The sequence below is a fragment of the Agarivorans sp. genome, assembly GCF_050295395.1.
In the GTDB taxonomy this organism is placed as follows: Bacteria; Pseudomonadota; Gammaproteobacteria; order Enterobacterales; family Celerinatantimonadaceae; genus Agarivorans.
Genome location: NZ_JBNKPP010000021.1, coordinates 17091 through 33699 on the forward strand (window position 1 = coordinate 17091; position 16609 = coordinate 33699).

The following is a 16609-nucleotide window of genomic DNA, read 5'->3' on the forward strand; positions in this document are numbered from 1 at the left end:
TTATGGTTTCTCCGTTAAGCCATTATCAAAGGGCTTAATTGATTCCTGTAGGCTTTCTATTTGTTCTGCTACTTCATCTTGTTCGGCACCAAAGTAGGCAAGGTGATACATGGCATCGCCCTCTTGCACCAAGGGAATATTCTGTTTACCAATAATAATCCCCGAGCGTTTGGCAAACACTTGGTTAATCAACTCGCCAAAGGGGCTGTTAATGTCGGCTAGTCGGTCACCGGCTTCCACTAAGTCGCCCAGCTTGGCATATTCGCTAACAATGCCACTGGCCGAGGCGCGTAACCAGGAGCTGCTATAGGCGATATAGGGCGCTAGTTTTCTGCGCGAGCTGCGTTTTTTTACCATTTTTAGGTGCGATAGCACTTTTAGAATGCCTTTCACGCCACTTTGAATTGACAGCTCATCAAAGCGTAGTGCTTCGCCCGCTTCGTAGAGCAAAATCTTGGTATCTTTATTAACGGCGGCTTCACGCAAGGAGCCATCGCGCAGATCGGAATTGAGGATCACCGGTACGCCAAAGGCTTCGGCCAATTGCTTGGTTTCGGGATCGTTCAAATTACCGCGGATCTGCGGCAAGTTGGAACGGTGAATCGCCCCAGTATGCAAGTCGATGCCGTAGTTACAGTGTGCTACCACCTCGTTAAGAAAGATGTGTGCCAAGCGTCCTGCTAAGGAGCCCTTCTCCGAGCCGGGGAAGCTGCGGTTAAGGTCGCGCCGGTCGGGCATGTAGCGACTTTGGTTTAATACCCCGTAAATATTTACCATGGGCACGGCAATTAAGCAGCCCCGAATAATATTAAACTTGGGTGAATGGATCAGCCGACGAATAATCTCGATGCCGTTGAGCTCGTCACCGTGCACCGCGGCGCTGATAAATACCGTGGGACCCGCGCGCTTGGCGCGGGTAATGTGTACCGGAATGGAAATTTTGGTATCGGTATAGAGCTTTGCTACCGGAATTTCTATTTGCTTTTGTTGACCCGGTTTTATTTCAGTGCCTGCAATAATCATCGACATCCTCGTGATTCGATAACGCTAATCTGCAACTAGCCTTTCCCCCGCGTTTTAGTCGAAAAGGGTTTGGCGTTCTTTTCAATAAATTGATAAACCATTCCTGCCACATCTTTATTGGTGGCGTGTTCAATGCCTTCTAGGCCTGGCGAAGAGTTGACTTCCATCACTACAGGGCCGTTATTCGACTGTAAAATATCCACGCCACATAGGTTGAGCCCCATGGCTTTAGCCGCATTAATTGCAGTGGCACGTTCTTCTTTACTTAGTCTTACTAATTGCGCCGCACCGCCACGGTGTAGGTTTGAACGGAACTCACCTTCGGCCGCTTGACGTTTCATGGCTGCCACCACTTTACCGCCAATCACGAAACAGCGAATATCGGCACCACCGGCTTCTTTAATAAATTCTTGCACCAAAATGTTGGCTTTAAGTCCCATAAAGGCTTCAATCACACTTTCGGCAGCCTTGTTGGTTTCGGCTAGCACCACACCAATGCCCTGAGTGCCTTCTAGCAACTTAATAACTACTGGTGCACCACCCACGTTTCTGATCAAATCCTGAATCTTATCGGGTTTGCTGGCAAAGCCAGTACGGGGTAAGCCGATGCCTTTGCGCGACAATAATTGTAAAGAACGCAATTTATCGCGAGAACGGCTAATCGCCACCGATTCGTTAACACAAAAAGTGCCCATCATTTCAAATTGACGAACTACTGCAGTACCGTAAAACGTAATAGATGAACCAATGCGCGGAATTACAGCGTCGTATTCTGGTAGCACTTTACCATGGTAGCGAACCGTTGGATTGCTGCTGGTAATATCCATATAGCAATGTAGGGTATCGATAATGTCGACTTCATGGCCTCGTTGTTCCCCTGCTTCCTTTAAACGGCGAGTGGAATAGAGGGTTTCGCCTCGTGATAGAATGGCTACGCGCATGCTTGGGTCCTAGTTGTCGTTTGTTTAAAAAATTTAGTCATCGTCAGAGATGAAGCTTTCGTCTTGGCTTTCGTCTTCACCTTCATAGCTGGCTGCTTTACAGCGACTATTTAGGGTATGAAAGGCGCGTCTGGATTGGGTTAAACGCTTGTATTTCATCCACACCTTTTCTAGTTTGCTTTCTGCTGCTAACTGTTGGCTGCAAACTAGTAGAAAATGCTGCTCTTCAGGATTTTCTGGCATAATTTCACCGCAATCCAAGGCTTTCATAGTTTCACCATACAAGCTTAGTAGTTCTGACTCAAGTAGGGTAAATTCTCCCGATTTACTGAAGCCTCTCTTAAAGCGTTGATCATCGTAAAAACGTTTTTTACCAAAGCGAAATTCGGTGTTCATAGTTGTCACTCCAAGTCATATTTGATGTGGCTTTAGGTGCCGGGCTAATTTGCCTGCACGGTAGTGATTATCGAATTAAAGTGAAAACGAATAGTTTTTGTCGTAAGAATAAATTTTGTTTGTTAACCTCAGCTTAGCGTTAAAGGGGTGAAGTGATGGACGTAAAAGTTTTTCGAACGTTTTTAGAAGTAGCAAAAGTAAAGCATTTTGGGCGTGCCGCGGAGAACTTGTACATCACTCAAGCCGCGGTGAGCGCGCGTATCAAACAGCTGGAAAGTTTCTTTGATACTCAGTTATTTATTCGTGATCGCAATGCGATAAAACTGACCAGTTCGGGCGAACGTTTAATTGCCTATGCAGAGAACATGGTGCGTACCTTAGAGCAGTCTAAGGCCGAGTTATTACTGACCAAGGCGCATTCAATACAATTAGCCTTGGCGGGCACGCCCAATGTGTGGGATGCCTATTTGCAACACTGTCTGAGCGTGGTGGTGGATGCCTTTAGCGGTTATGCCTTTAGCGCAGAAACACTCAGTCGCGGCCAAATGCACCGTGCCCTATTAGAGCGCACCTTAGATATTGCCGTGGGCTTAGATCCTTTAAAGTCCGATGAATTAAATTGCATTAAGGTTGCCGATTTAGAGTTGGTATTGGTTTCAACCGAACCTAAACCTCAGCAACTGGCGATGCAGCAAGGCTACGTGTATGTGGATTGGGGAACTCGCTTTGCTTCCGAGCATGCCGCGCGCCACAGTAAAATGCCCCCGCCGTTTTTGCGCACCTCTACCGGGCGGATTGCCTTAGATTTTATCTTGCAAAAAGGCGGAGCCAGTTATTTACCGGCTTCTATGGTGAATGGTTTTATCGCCACTCAGCAGCTTTATTTGGTAGAAGATGCCGAGCCATGGTTTAGGCCAATTTACCTGAGTTATCGTAAAGATGCTGCGGCACTAGAGCAAATTACCCAAGTAAAACGGCTGTTGGATAAAACCGAACCGGCGATGCCCTTTTTACTTCAGCAAGCCGGCGAGCAGGCTCGGTCTTAAGGGCCTAACCTTGGCCAGTACTTGGCTTTAACTCCTTATAATTTATAAGCTTTAATTTTTCTTTCGATTAAACAACAGTTTGCCTTAGGTGGCCAGACTGCGGCTTGGCAGGCTTAGATTTATTGTTAAGCAGCACTGCGTTTCTTGGGCAAATTGGGTTAAAGTAGCCGCCGTGTAGCAATACACGGTATTGCTTAGGTCGACCACAAGGAATCTTCAGATGTTTAGTTTTTTTGAACGGCTCACCGTTGCCTTTCCCTCCGCAGAACCACAACAACCCCCCAAAGGTTTATACCAGTTCTGCCGCCATTACTGTCAAGGTATGGGCAAGCCCTTATTACTGATGTCGCTGTTTGCTGCCAGTATTGCAATTTGTGAGGTGAGTTTGTTTGGCTTTATGGGGCGCTTGGTCGATTGGCTAGGTAATAAAGATCCCGCCACCTTCTTTAGTGAAGAAGCGAGCACCTTGTGGGGCATGGGTTTGTTGTTATTGGTAGTGATGCCGCTGCTGGTATTGCTGTATTCGCTGCTGATCCATCAGGCCTTATTGGGCAATTTCCCGATGGCGATTCGCTGGCAGGGCCACCGTTATTTATTACGCCAAAGCGTGTCGTTTTTCGCTAATGATTTTGCTGGCCGAGTCGCCACCAAACTAATGCAAACCTCGCTAGCGGTGCGTGAAACGGTGATGAAATTGCTCGACTTGTCGGTATACATCGTGGTTTATTTCACCGCCATGGTAGCGCTGGTGGCCCAAGCCGACGTGCGTTTGATTTGGCCAATGCTGCTATGGTTGCTGGTTTATATTGGTATTCAGTTTTACTTTGTACCCAAGCTGAAGAAGGTCTCTACCGAGCAAGCTAACGCGCGTTCTTTAATGAGCGGGCGAATTGTTGACAGCTATACCAACATTGCCACGGTTAAGTTGTTTTCGCATAGCAAGCGTGAAGCCGCCTACGCCCAAGAAGGCATGGATGGCTTTTTAGAGACCGTATATAAACAGATGCGCTTGGTGACTTGGCTGAACGTATCGGTACAGCTGTCTAACTACTTGCTTACTTTCAGCATTGCTGCGCTGTCTATTTACCTATGGACTTTGGGTGATGTGTCGGTGGGCGCGATTGCCATTGCGATTGCCTTGGTATTACGCCTTAACGGTATGGCGCAGTGGATCATGTTTGAAGTGGGTGCGCTATTTGAAAACATTGGTACGGTAGTCGATGGCATGAATACCCTGTCTACCGAGCAAAGCATTGTAGACAAACCCGGCGCCAAAGAGCTGCAAATTAGCCACAGTCATATTCATTATCGCGACATTCGCTTCCATTACGGCGAAGCTAGCGGGGTGATAGACAAGCTTAATCTAGAGATTAAAGCCGGCGAGAAAATCGGCTTAGTGGGCCGCTCGGGGGCCGGTAAAACCACTCTGGTTAATCTGTTGCTGCGCTTCCATGACGTAGAAGGTGGCGCGATTTTAATTGATGGTCAAAACATCAGTGAAGTGACTCAAGAAAGCTTACGCGCCAATATCGGCATGGTGACTCAAGATACTTCGTTGCTCCACCGCTCGGTGCGTGACAACATCCTTTATGGCCGCCCCGATGCCACTGAAGAAGAAATGATTGCCGCCGCCAAACAAGCCGAAGCCCATGAGTTTATTCTAAAACTCAGTGACCCCGATGGCCGTACCGGTTACGACGCCCATGTAGGTGAGCGCGGGGTGAAGCTGTCTGGCGGCCAACGCCAGCGTATCGCAATTACTAGAGTATTGCTTAAAGACGCACCTATTTTAGTCTTGGACGAAGCCACCTCAGCACTCGATTCCGAAGTGGAAGCGGCCATTCAGGCCAGCCTGAATAAGCTAATGGAAGGGAAAACCGTTATCGCGATTGCTCACCGCCTTTCTACCATTGCCGCCATGGACCGCTTAGTGGTGTTAGATAAAGGCGAGATTGTAGAGCAAGGCACTCACCGTGAGTTAATTCAAGGCAAGGGCATTTATAGCCAGCTATGGGCGCACCAAACCGGTGGCTTCCTCGGCGAATAAATTTGGTTGCTCGGTAGTAAATAAAAGCTAGCTTCGGCTAGCTTTTTTAATGTTTATTAAGCAATAACATTATTGAGTTAGCCGAAGGTACTGACTACGCTTTAATAAATCCCCTTGGTTAGGAGAGCCATGACTAAGGTTGCCGACATCAGCGCGAATTATGGCGTGGTGATTCATCGAAACTTTGTGCCCTTATATGCCGATGATGCCTATGCCCAGTTGTTTGGTTACAGCCGTGCCGAACAAATCATGGCTTTGCCTTCGTTATTACCCTTGTTTAGCGAAGCTGATCGAGTGCGCGCAGTCGAAGACTATCAGGCTTTAGTGAGTGGTTCGGCTCGCCCCAAGGCCAGGGTATTTAACAATCTTAAATGTAGCGGCGAAATATTTTCCGCCTTATGTATTGATCATCTGATTGACTGGCAAGGCGAACCTGCCCTACAGGTCACTTTGGTCGACTTTTCCCAGCAAATCGCCACCGAGCAACGCTTGCGTGAGAGTGAACAGCGTTATCGCAGTTTGTTAGAAAGTTCGCTACAAGGCATCGTTGTGCATCACAACTTCATACCGCTTTACTGCAATCAAGCCATGGCCGAGCTGTTAGCCTACGACAGTGCCGAGCAACTCATGGCCTTGCCGAGTTTGTTGGCGTTAGTGCCTCATGAACTACAACCGCAAGTGATGCAGCAACATGAGCGCTTGCTAAAAGGGGAGAAGGTCGAGCGCAGCTTAGTGACGGAATACGTGCGCCGCGATGGCAGTTCGGCGTGGTTACATATTAGTGAAGCGCTGGTAAGCTGGGGCGAGCAGCAAGCGGTTCAGTCGGTGATGATGGATGTGACCCAGCAATATCATAACCAACGCCGCTTGGAGTTTCAGGCCAATCATGATTCGCTAACTGGTTTAATCAACCGCCGCGCCATGAGCGAGGTGTTAATTGAAAACTATGCTCTTAGCCGGCGTACCTCCAAGCCCTTGGGTTGCATCATGTTAGATATTGATGACTTTAAACAAATCAACGACCGCTTTGGTCACTTAGCCGGAGACGAGGCCTTGCGTAGCATTGCCTTTGAAAGTCTAAAAGTGCTGCGTAGTGAAGACTACTTATCACGCTGGGGCGGGGAAGAGTTTTTGTTGTTATTACCCGATACCGAGCAACAGCAGGCATTAGATATCGCCAACCGAGTGCGTCAACATATTGCAGAGTTTGCCATACAGCGTGGCGAACAGCGTTTCAGTGCTACCGTGAGCATGGGTTTAGCAATGTTAAGCGAGCAAGATAGTAGCCCGGAAGCGTTAATTTCACGGGCCGATGTTGCTTTATACTTGGCTAAAGAAAGCGGTAAAAACCGGGTCGAAGTGGCCCCCACGGTTTATCAACTATAGGTTTAGAGGGGCTAGATTAGTTCGCCCACAAAGCCAAACCATTAGTGACTGGCAAGCTTGCCACCGCGGCTGCAAGGTGTATTCGCTTCAAGCCTAATCGGCTTAATTAAATATATGCTCGGCCCACAAGGCTAAACCACCAGTAACACTGCCAAAGTTATCGCCGCTCACTAGTGGTGCTTGATAGCGCTGGCTAAGAAAATCGCGAATTCAGCGTGTTGAGTTAGCGCCTAAGATGTATTAGGCCTAAGCCTGTCTCGCCGCCAATACTGGCTAAGCAAAAATGTGCTCGGCCCATAAGGCTAAACCACCGGTAACACTACCAAAGTTATCGCCGCTCACTAGTGGTGCTTGATAGCGCTGGCTAAGAAAATCGCGAATCAGTGGCGAGTTAGCGCTACCTCCAGTTAAGAAAATTACATCGGGTTGTGCTTGCGCTTGGCGGATCACTTCATCGCTAAGCATGGCAATATTATTTAATAAACGCTCACACGCCTGCTGATAGGCGCTTAGCTCCACCGTTACTTGTAATTCATCGAGCAAATAACTTAAATCGACTTGGCTACTGCTCGCCGAGCTTAAGGCGATCTTAGCTTGCTCGGCGGCGGCGCTAAGTTGATAAGTTTGTCGTTCTTTATGTAACTGCAACAAGCCTTTGAGTGGGCTAAGTTGGGCTTGTTTTAGTAAGCGCTGCAATAAGTTGCGAGTGTCTGCCCCATAAAAGCGGGTCTGCGCAGGGAAATCGTTAATTGCGGCGGCATCCCAAAACGGTTTAATTGGCATTGGTTGGCCACCTTCCAGTTCAAGACGAGAACCCAGCGCCGGCATCAGTGTTTCAAAATTAAGCGCAATGTCGAAGTCATTACCGCCGATGCGTTCACCGTTGTAACCCAATACTAAGTCCTGATGTTCTCGAGTCGCCAAGTAATTTGGCCCCATAATTAACATCGACACATCGCTAGTACCGCCACCAATATCGATTACCAATACCCGTTGTTCTTGTTCTAGTTGCTGCTGGTAACTTAAGCCTGCGGCCATTGGCTCGTAGAGAAATTCAGTTTGTTTGAAACCAGCAAACTTGGCGGCGTTACTTAGAATGTTCAGCGCCTGTTGATTGCTTAGCTCACTGTTTAAGCCCTGAAAGTTAACCGGGCGACCAATCACTACCTTTTTTAACTCGGCTTGGCCGCTTTGGCGAACCTGCTCGGCAAGGTGCCACATCATAGCGGCGGCGATGTCTTCAAACTGTTGCTGCTGGCGCTGGCTAATACCACTGGCACCCAAGAACGATTTAGGCGAGCGCACGTAATAACAATCGGCAGGGTCAACCAGATATTCTTTAAGGGCTTGTTTACCAAAGCTAAGGTGTTCGTCGTAGCCGTCGAGTTTCAGCTCTTTTAGGGCGCGTAAACTGCTTGGTAGTTGTTGGCTGCGAGCTTGGCGGTAGGCTTCGGCTTTACCTTGGGCATCCAATTGTTGATACAGCCAGCCACAAATCATTTCCGATTGCGGGGCAAATAGGGTGGATGGCATGTAAGTGCCGTGCTCAGGTAAGTTCAGCAGTTGCACTTGCTGCTGTGGCGCAATGCCAATCGCACAGTTGGAGGTACCAAAATCAAAACCGGCAATGGAGTGAGTCATGCTGAGGCCTCTAAGCTAAAAAAGGTCGCGAAGGGTAGCAGATTTGTGGGATGGGGGATAGGGAGGAGGGGGATTTTGCCAAATGGTATTTGAGCTTTAATCACTTCAGTAAAAAAAAAATGACGTCGCCGCAGGCGAAAGCTTTAATGTTGTAAAAACAAACCTCATTAAATTCGCACTCTCAGCTAACGCTATAAATCGACTAGTTCACAACTCACAAACAAAGTAATTCTTACTCCGCCAAAACACTCTCCGTTTGTTCCCCTTGGCAAAGCGCAAAAAAGTCCGCTGTGATTTTTTGTTCTATTTCCATGGTTTGATCGGTGGGGCAGAAGATGGTGACTTCTAGTTTTATGTGGCCAAGTTCGGTGGTGCCAACTTCTATGGTGGGTTTAGGGCCGGTAATTTTAATTCCCATTTTGTGTTCAATAATCTGGTTATAGCGCAGGGCTACGTCTTCGAAGTCGTGGCAGTAGAGTTTGGCGTTGCTTCTTAGTTGCTGAATAAAACTAAATGGGTTGATGTTGCTGTCATCACGTACCAATACAAAGCTATGAATGGCGTAACGCTTCATAAAGTTGAGGTTTTGCACGGCGCTGGTGATGAAGCGGTTATTGGGAATAGACAGGGTTTTACCGGTGTATTGGTAGGTGTCGATATTCACTTCCAATACCGTGGTTTTTATCCAATCAATTTGTGACACTTCACCAGCGTATTGGTCCACTTCTATCCAGTCGCCTACGCGAAACGGGCGGCTCGACATCCAGTAAAAGAAGCCAATAATGCACTGAATAAATTCCTTAGTGGCTAAGACAATGGCTACCGCAAAGGCGGCTAGCGAAAAGGCAAAGCGTTGGATTTCGTCGGCCCACAGGTTAATCAGCAGTAGCACCAAAATAAAAATCACCAAGTTTTTGATATTACTTTTTAGCGAGCGTTGGTCTTGGCCGTTGCGGCGTTGCTTTTTACCCACCAGTTTGAGGGCTAAGTATCTGATGGCAAAGGTGACTAGGATTACCGCAATGGTAACCACCAGTTTGTTTTCCATAATGGTGCTGAGATAGTTCATTGCTGAGTACGCGATCCTTTTTGTTGTCTAGGCTAGTAAAGCGTCTTTAGTTAAGAAAGGCAACCGCCGCTCTGTATTAGCGTGTGCTGCTAGGGCTTACGCTTGGTGTTTGGCTTAGCTTCCGTTAGGCTTATTTTAAGCGTTGTTTGGTACTGGAGTTTATTGCTTGCTTTGAGTGAAGATTTTGCTCCCAAAGGCTTGAGCCAAGTGCTGATGCCCCATACACTAGCCTGTCATTCACCCAGTTTTAGATCCTTATGAGCCAGCAAACAAAAGCCTATTTCTTTGGTATCAGCGCGGTGCTGATGTGGTCTACGGTGGCCACCGCCTTTAAGCTGGCCTTGCAGTGGTTAAGCCCTGTGCAGTTGGTATTGTTGGCCTCGTGCTGCTCGGTGTTGGTATTAAGCGTTATTTTGGCGTGGCAGCGCAAATTGCCCTTGGCTTGGGCTTATGCCAAGCAGCGTCCCGGCTATTTCTTGCTGGTGGGGGCGATTAATCCCTTTCTTTATTACTTGGTATTGTTTAAAGCTTACGACTTACTGCCCGCCCAGCAGGCGCAGTCGCTTAATTATACTTGGGCGATTACCTTGGCCTTGTTGGCCGTGCCGTTCTTGAAGCAACAACTGCGCAAACAAGATTTAGTGGCGATGTTGCTAGGTTATCTGGGGGTATTGGTTATCGCGACCCGTGGCGACCTGTTAGCCATGCAGTTTGATAGCATAGCCGGCGTTTTACTGGCGCTGTTTAGCACCCTGTTGTGGGCCGGTTATTGGATCATTAATACCCGTAATCAGGGCGAGCCGGTGGCCAGTTTATTGGTGGCTTTTTGCTTTAGCTTGCCCATGGTGGCGCTGTATTGCTGGTGGAGCGACGGTTTACCCGCCTTTAATGCCAAGGCTTGGTTGGGGGCGGCTTACGTGGGCTTGTTTGAAATGGGCATCGCCTTCGTTTGTTGGGTAATGGCACTTAAATACACCCAGAATACCGCACGCATTAGTAATCTGATTTTTATCTCACCGTTTTTGTCGTTATTTTTTATTAACCATTTTTTGGGCGAAGCCATAGAACCCGCCACTTATTTAGGTTTATTGCTGATTATTAGTGGCTTGCTTATTCAGCAATGGCGAGGTAAAACCAAGCTGGCAGAGGCGCAGTAGCGCGCATCTTTGATCTAGATACTTGGGCAGCTAGCCACTTCTGGGTATGCTAAACGTAGTTATTTAATAGGTTGAATCGAACAATGAGTAAACAAAGTATTAGTCAACAAGACTTGATCACCCTGGCCAACCAATTGTTGCGCGAACACGAAGATTACATTCCTGGTGTGGAAGTTCGCGAAGTTGTTCAGCAGCGCGATGTGCTGACCTTTAAGGGAGAAGCCTTCTTAAGCGACGACTTACTCCCTACCGTAAACAGCCCTAAAGCCTTCAATTTATACAAGTGGTTGTGTCATCACTTGTCTGAACAATACGTTCTCGAAGACTAGCCTACGGTTTATTCCAAAACATAAATAATGGCTTGATACGGAGCCAACTGCAGCGCGCCAAGGCGATTAACAGCGCCTTGCGGCTGCTGTAAATTATTCAACAGTACCTGCTTTGCTTTAAAGTCTAAGCTTAGTCTTTGGTCAACTTCACTCACATTGGCAACTACCAATAAACGCTGTTGCTTATATTGGCGAAGGTAGGCAAAAATCTGCGGATGCTCTGGCAGCAGTAGCTGGTATGTGCCGTAGATGAGCAGCTCACTAAACTCACTGGATTTGCGTAGCGCAATCAGTTTTTGGTAGTGGTAAAACACCGACTGAGGATCGTCTAGCGCCGCCGCCACGTTGATTTCAGTATAATTGGGGTTCACCTTTAGCCATGGTTGGCCTTGGCTAAAACCGGCATTGCTGGAGTTGTCCCACTGCATCGGGGTTCTGGCATTATCGCGGGCACTGGCATATACCCCTTGCATAAACTGCTGGTGGCTCAGGCTTTGCTGTTCCACTACCTTCTCTTGATAATTGTTTTTTATTTCAATGTCATCGTAGTCTTCTAAGGACTCGAAACGCACATTGGTCATGGCAATTTCTTCACCCTGATAAATATACGGGGTGCCTTGCATACCGTGTAGCAAGGTGGCGAACAGCTTGGCGCTACGCTGACGATATTGTTGATCGTTACCCCAACGGCTAACAATTCGCGGTAAGTCGTGGTTATTCCAAAACAGCGCGTTCCAACCATCGCCGTTAAAGGTGGTTTGCCACTTAGTTAATACTTGTTTTAAGGCCACTAAGTTAAAGGGCTGTGGTTGCCATTTACTATGTTGTGGGTGCCAGTCGATGGCGGCATGTTCAAATTGAAAAACCATCGACAACTCTTGGCGGGCCGGGTCGGAATACAGTTTGGCTAGCTCTGGCGTCGCACCCCAGGTTTCGCCCACCGTCACCAAGGTTTTGTCTTTGAAGCAAGCTTGGTGCATTTGTTGTAGTAGCGGGTGTAAGCGTGGGCCATTTTCGGTAATGCCTTGGTCGATTTGCTTACCGATTAGGTCGATAACGTCTAAACGAAAGCCGGCCACGCCTTGTGCCGTCCACCAGTTGATCATCTGGTGGATTTCTTCGGCTACTTGCGGATTCTCCCAATTAAGATCGGGCTGGGCATCGGCAAACAGGTGGCAGTAATACTGCTCAGTTTGTGAGTCATATTGCCAGGCCGAGCCACCAAAAATAGAACGTAGCTCGCTGGGCTGGTCACGCCAAATATAGTAATCGCGATAGGGATTATCGCGGCTTTGCCGAGACTGCTTAAACCAGGCGTGTTGGTCGGAGCTATGGTTAAGCACCAAGTCCATCATGATGCCAATATCACGCTGTTTGGCTTGAGCAATTAACTCGCGCATATCTTCTAGGCTACCAAAGCGTGGGTCAATGGCCTGATAGTCGGCGATGTCGTAGCCGTTGTCTTTCATCGGCGAGAGGTAGACGGGGGATAGCCAGATCAGGTTAATGCCGAGTTGCTGCAAATAATCTAGTTTGCTAATAATGCCAACTAAATCGCCATTCCCATCACCGCTACTGTCATAAAAGCTACGCGGATAAACTTGATAGACTACCGCTGAATGCCACCATTGTTTTTCCATGGGTTCGCTCTCTTTATTTTACTCCGAAGCCTGATTGTAATGATTAAGCAGATTAAGCGACAGTGCTAAAGGCTGATACCGATGAATAGCCGGGTGAGTGGTGATTCAAGTACCACCTGCTATCAAGTAGAGAATCTTTAGTTTTGATCTGTTCACCATATATAGAGTTGAATTTTATAAAAATTTGATCAAATTCAAAACTTATCTACGGGATTAGCCAATGGCTGTGAGTTGTTCCCCAGTTTGTAACATGACTGCAATATTGAGCAAAAAAAACGCGTAAATTGGCAGTTGGGTAATTGGACGCTGGGGCTTAAGTTTACGTTTTACTTGTTGTTTTTTCCCGGCTGTATCCAAGCTTGCATCGCATAAACACCGCAGAGTGGCGATGTTACAAAAAGAGACGCTCTAGATTACATGGGAAAGTAACAATGAGAAAAATATCCAAACTCGCCACTAGCGCTCTGCTAGCGGGCAGCGCGTTGGGGTTTGCCTCCAGCGCAATGGCGGTACCAAAAACCGCTTTTGTTCACCTGTTTGAATGGAAATGGGAAGATGTAGCCCAAGAGTGTGAAACCTTTTTAGGACCTAAAGGTTTTGCTGCCGTTCAAGTTTCACCCCCTAATAAGTCGGTTGATAACAGCGCTTGGTGGGCTCGCTACCAACCAGTGAGCTACGCCATCGAAGGCCGCAGCGGCAGCCGCGCCGAATTTCAAGACATGGTGCAACGTTGTAAAACCGCCGGGGTAGATATCTACCTAGATGCGGTTATTAACCACATGGCGGCCTACAACAGAAACTTCCCAGAAGTGCCTTATGGCCCCGATGACTTCAACTCATGCAGCAGCAACATTGATTACAGCAACCGCTGGCAGGTACAAAACTGTGATTTGGTGGGCTTGAACGATCTTAAAACCGGCTCTGATTACGTTCGCCAAAAAATCGCAGACTACATGAACGACGCCATGAGCATGGGTGTAGCAGGTTTTCGTATTGATGCGGCTAAACATATTCCGGCAGCCGATATTGCTGCGATTAAAGCTAAGCTAAACGGTAATCCCTATATCTTCCAAGAAGTGATTGGTGCGCCTGGCGAGCCAGTTCGCCCTACCGAGTATACTTACATCGGCAACGTTACCGAGTTTGCTTTTGCTCGCTTAATTGGCCCCGCCTTCCGTTATAGCAATATCGCTCAACTGCGTGACCTTCCTAGCCAAATGGAACTAGGCAGCGCCGATGCGGTCACCTTTGTGACTAACCACGACGAAGAACGGCATAATCCGAATGGCCCGATTTGGCATGGTGTATCTGGTGAAGGCTACTTCTTAGCTAACATCTTCACTCTTGCCTATCCTTACGGCTATCCGAAGATTATGTCGGGATACTACTTCGGTGGTGACTTCGATGCTGGTCCACCAAGCACTGGCGTATACACGGGTAATGCCTGTGGCTTTGACGGTGGTGACTGGGTGTGTGAACACAAATGGCGCGGCATTGCTAACATGGTGGGTTTCCGTAACCACACCGCTGGTGAGTGGCGGGTGAGTGATTGGTGGCAAAATGGTAACGACCAAATTGCCTTTGGTCGCGGTGGCTTAGGCTTTGTGGTAATTAACAAACGCAACGGCAGCACCATCGATCAACAACTTGCTACCGGTATGCCTGACGGCCAGTACTGTAATATCATCGAAGCTGATTTTGACGCGATTACTGGTCAATGTATTGCAGCAGCCGATGCCAAAGGCCCTAGCGTGATTACTGTTAGCGGCGGTATGGCTAACTTCAGCGTAGTGGGTGATAACGCTGCGGCGATTCATGTGGGCGCAGTAGTGGGTGAAGCTTGCACCGATTGTGAACCTGATCCTCAACCAGAGCCTGACCCAGATCCACAGCCTCAGCCGCAACCAGCTAACCCTGTTGCCGCTAGCTCAATTTGTACCGATGCAGACTACAGCACGCTTTACTACTGGAGTGCGCTACCTGCAGGCAGCCTAGACAATGCCAGCTGGCCTGGTGTAGCACTAGAGCAAAATGGTGATTTCGCTTGTTACGACTTGGGCGTAGAGCTGACTAGCATCAACCTTATCTTTAATAACAACGGTGCCAACCAAACTGAGGACTTAAGCGCAGCTGGTGCAGGCTGTTATCAAGACGGCGCTTGGAGTAGTTTGCAAGACTGCGGCTTTGAACTGATTGCGGTTGACCCTGAGCCTGAGCCAGAACCAGAACCAGAACCTCAGCCGCTAACTGCTAGCGAAGTGTGCTTCGACAACCCTGCGGGCTTCAGCAACCCTACTCTGTACTACTGGTCAGTGGTAGCCGATACTCCAGTGGCTAATGCCCAGTGGCCTGGTGTGGCCATGGTTGAGCAAGACGGTTACTACTGCTACGACTTTGGCACTAACTTGACTAGCTTGAATGTTATTTTCAACGATAACGGTGCGAACCAAAGCGGTGATTTAAGCGCCACCGGCGACAGCCTATGTTACGCCCAAGGTAGTTGGATTGCTGCGAGCAACTGTGTCAGTGGCACTATTCCAGATAATGGTGGTGACGAGCTTTGGTACTTCCGTGGCACCGCCAACGGATGGGGTACTACGCTATTAGATTACGACGCCAGCACGGGTTTGTACTACACCGTTCAAAGCTTTAGCGGTGAAGAAGCGCCGGCTCGTTTCAAAATCGATGACGGTAGTTGGGGTGAGTCTTATCCTAATGCGGATTACCAAGTGACTGACAACACGACTTATCAGATCACCTTTGACAGCGCATCGAAAGCAATTAACGTTAGCGCACAATAATTCAATTCTCGCGTCTCAGCTTTGCCCGGTTTTTACACCGGGCCTTTTTATGTCTGGTATTTACTCGCTAAAGCGTTTGCGCATTAGGGCAAAATACAATACCGGTATCACCACCAAGGTCAGTAGGGTGGAGATGAAAATACCAAAGATTAAGCTAATCGCTAGACCGTTGAAGATCGGGTCATCCAGAATGAACAGGGCGCCGATCATTGCGGCCAAGCCGGTCAGTACAATCGGTTTGGCTCGCACCGCACCCGAGCTAATTACCGCTTCGGCAAAGGGTACGCCATTGGCGGCCTGCTGATTGATGAAATCCACCAATAAGATCGAGTTACGCACAATAATCCCTGCCAGCGCAATCATGCCGATCATCGAGGTCGCGGTGAACTGCGCACCCAGTAGCGCGTGCCCCGGTAATACTCCAATAATGGTCAGCGGAATGGGCGCCATGATGATCAGCGGGACCAAGTAGGAGCGAAATTGCGCTACCACCAAGAGGTAAATCAGAATCATCCCCACCGCATAGGCCAGCCCCATATCGCGGAAGGTTTCGTAGGTGATTTTCCATTCTCCATCCCACAAGATGGCAATGTCACTCAGGCCATCGGGTTGCTGAATATAATGCTGCTTAAGTGGCAGCCCCGCATCGTCGGTGCTTAAGGCTATCTCAAACATGCCGTACAAGGGGCTGTCTAACTCGCCTGCCATATCGGCCACCACCATCACCATTGGAATGCTGTTTTTGTGCATGATCGGCATTTCAATTTGACCGTGATTAATTGACACCACTTCACTCAGGGGTATCGCTTGGCCTTGAGCGTTTTGCATGCGTAGGTTCAATACCGCTTGTAGATCTAATTTTGCGCCTTCGGCTAATTGAAGGCGAATAGGAATAGGGTATTGATGCTGCTGACTATGCAATACACTCACATCTTGTCCGCCCACCGCGCTGTTAATCACTTGAGCGATTTCGGCGTAGTTCAAACCCAATAAGGCGGCTTTGCTGCGGTCAATGCTGAGTCGCCATTGGGGCTGAGCGTCGGGCAGCATAATGTCGATGTCCACAATGTCGGCGGTTTGCTGAAAATGCTGCTGCAGTGCTTGGGCCGCCTGTTGGCGAATTTCATCACTAG

The 16609-nt window shown here is 48.4% G+C and carries 13 protein-coding genes; 6 read left to right on the forward strand and 7 right to left on the reverse strand.

Annotation, left to right across the window (positions count from 1 at the left end; all coding sequences use genetic code 11):
- Genes ACQY6Q_RS01560 through maoP form a run of 3 tightly spaced genes read right to left on the reverse strand, consistent with a single transcriptional unit; the run spans window position 1 to window position 2360 of the window.
- Window positions 1-1023 carry a succinylglutamate desuccinylase/aspartoacylase family protein gene (locus tag ACQY6Q_RS01560; RefSeq protein ID WP_427977061.1) on the reverse strand — a complete coding sequence of 341 codons (1023 nt, stop codon included), beginning with the start codon at window positions 1021-1023 and terminating at the stop codon, window positions 1-3.
- A gap of 35 nt (window positions 1024-1058) precedes the next feature.
- Window positions 1059-1964: a 30S ribosomal protein S6--L-glutamate ligase gene (rimK, locus tag ACQY6Q_RS01565; protein ID WP_427977063.1), complete on the reverse strand. Its 906-nt coding sequence runs from the start codon at window positions 1962-1964 to the stop codon at window positions 1059-1061.
- A 33-nt stretch (window positions 1965-1997) separates the two neighbouring features.
- Window positions 1998-2360, reverse strand: a complete 363-nt coding sequence (gene maoP / locus ACQY6Q_RS01570; protein WP_427977065.1) for a DUF413 domain-containing protein — start codon at window positions 2358-2360, stop codon at window positions 1998-2000.
- Window positions 2361-2515: 155 nt separating this feature from the next.
- Here maoP and ACQY6Q_RS01575 point away from each other — a divergent pair, with 155 nt between their 5' ends.
- The 3 genes from ACQY6Q_RS01575 to ACQY6Q_RS01585 all read left to right on the forward strand — a co-directional run bounded on the left by ACQY6Q_RS01575 (window position 2516) and on the right by ACQY6Q_RS01585 (window position 6839).
- Complete coding sequence (locus ACQY6Q_RS01575) at window positions 2516-3406, forward strand: LysR family transcriptional regulator (protein WP_427977067.1); 891 nt, start codon at window positions 2516-2518, stop codon at window positions 3404-3406.
- A gap of 220 nt (window positions 3407-3626) precedes the next feature.
- Window positions 3627-5453, forward strand: coding sequence for an ABC transporter ATP-binding protein (locus ACQY6Q_RS01580; protein WP_427977069.1), 1827 nt, complete (start codon window positions 3627-3629; stop codon window positions 5451-5453).
- 129 nt (window positions 5454-5582) lie between these two features.
- On the forward strand, window positions 5583-6839 hold the full coding sequence (locus ACQY6Q_RS01585) for a sensor domain-containing diguanylate cyclase (RefSeq protein WP_427977072.1): 1257 nt from the start codon (window positions 5583-5585) through the stop codon (window positions 6837-6839).
- A 273-nt stretch (window positions 6840-7112) separates the two neighbouring features.
- Here the strand turns inward: ACQY6Q_RS01585 and yegD are convergent, their stop codons facing one another.
- Window positions 7113-8480 (reverse strand): molecular chaperone, encoded by a 1368-nt coding sequence (gene yegD, locus ACQY6Q_RS01590; protein WP_427977074.1) that lies wholly within the window; start codon window positions 8478-8480, stop codon window positions 7113-7115.
- Window positions 8481-8712: 232 nt separating this feature from the next.
- Window positions 8713-9549 carry a mechanosensitive ion channel family protein gene (locus tag ACQY6Q_RS01595; RefSeq protein WP_427977076.1) on the reverse strand — a complete coding sequence of 279 codons (837 nt, stop codon included), beginning with the start codon at window positions 9547-9549 and terminating at the stop codon, window positions 8713-8715.
- Between the two features lie 257 nt (window positions 9550-9806).
- Between ACQY6Q_RS01595 and ACQY6Q_RS01600 the strand changes: the two genes are divergently transcribed.
- Together ACQY6Q_RS01600 and ACQY6Q_RS01605 are read left to right on the forward strand one after the other, a co-directional pair.
- Window positions 9807-10706 (forward strand): DMT family transporter, encoded by a 900-nt coding sequence (locus tag ACQY6Q_RS01600; RefSeq protein ID WP_427977079.1) that lies wholly within the window; start codon window positions 9807-9809, stop codon window positions 10704-10706.
- Window positions 10707-10789: 83 nt separating this feature from the next.
- Complete coding sequence (locus ACQY6Q_RS01605; RefSeq protein ID WP_427977082.1) at window positions 10790-11035, forward strand: DUF2498 family protein; 246 nt, start codon at window positions 10790-10792, stop codon at window positions 11033-11035.
- A gap of 8 nt (window positions 11036-11043) precedes the next feature.
- Here the strand turns inward: ACQY6Q_RS01605 and ACQY6Q_RS01610 are convergent, their stop codons facing one another.
- Window positions 11044-12675: a glycoside hydrolase family 13 protein gene (locus ACQY6Q_RS01610; RefSeq protein ID WP_427977084.1), complete on the reverse strand. Its 1632-nt coding sequence runs from the start codon at window positions 12673-12675 to the stop codon at window positions 11044-11046.
- Window positions 12676-13106: 431 nt separating this feature from the next.
- Here ACQY6Q_RS01610 and ACQY6Q_RS01615 point away from each other — a divergent pair, with 431 nt between their 5' ends.
- On the forward strand, window positions 13107-15476 hold the full coding sequence (locus ACQY6Q_RS01615) for a starch-binding protein (RefSeq protein WP_427977087.1): 2370 nt from the start codon (window positions 13107-13109) through the stop codon (window positions 15474-15476).
- A gap of 60 nt (window positions 15477-15536) precedes the next feature.
- Here ACQY6Q_RS01615 and ACQY6Q_RS01620 read toward each other — a convergent pair.
- The coding region (locus tag ACQY6Q_RS01620) for an efflux RND transporter permease subunit (protein ID WP_427977090.1) at window positions 15537-16609 on the reverse strand (1073 nt) is incomplete at its 5' end.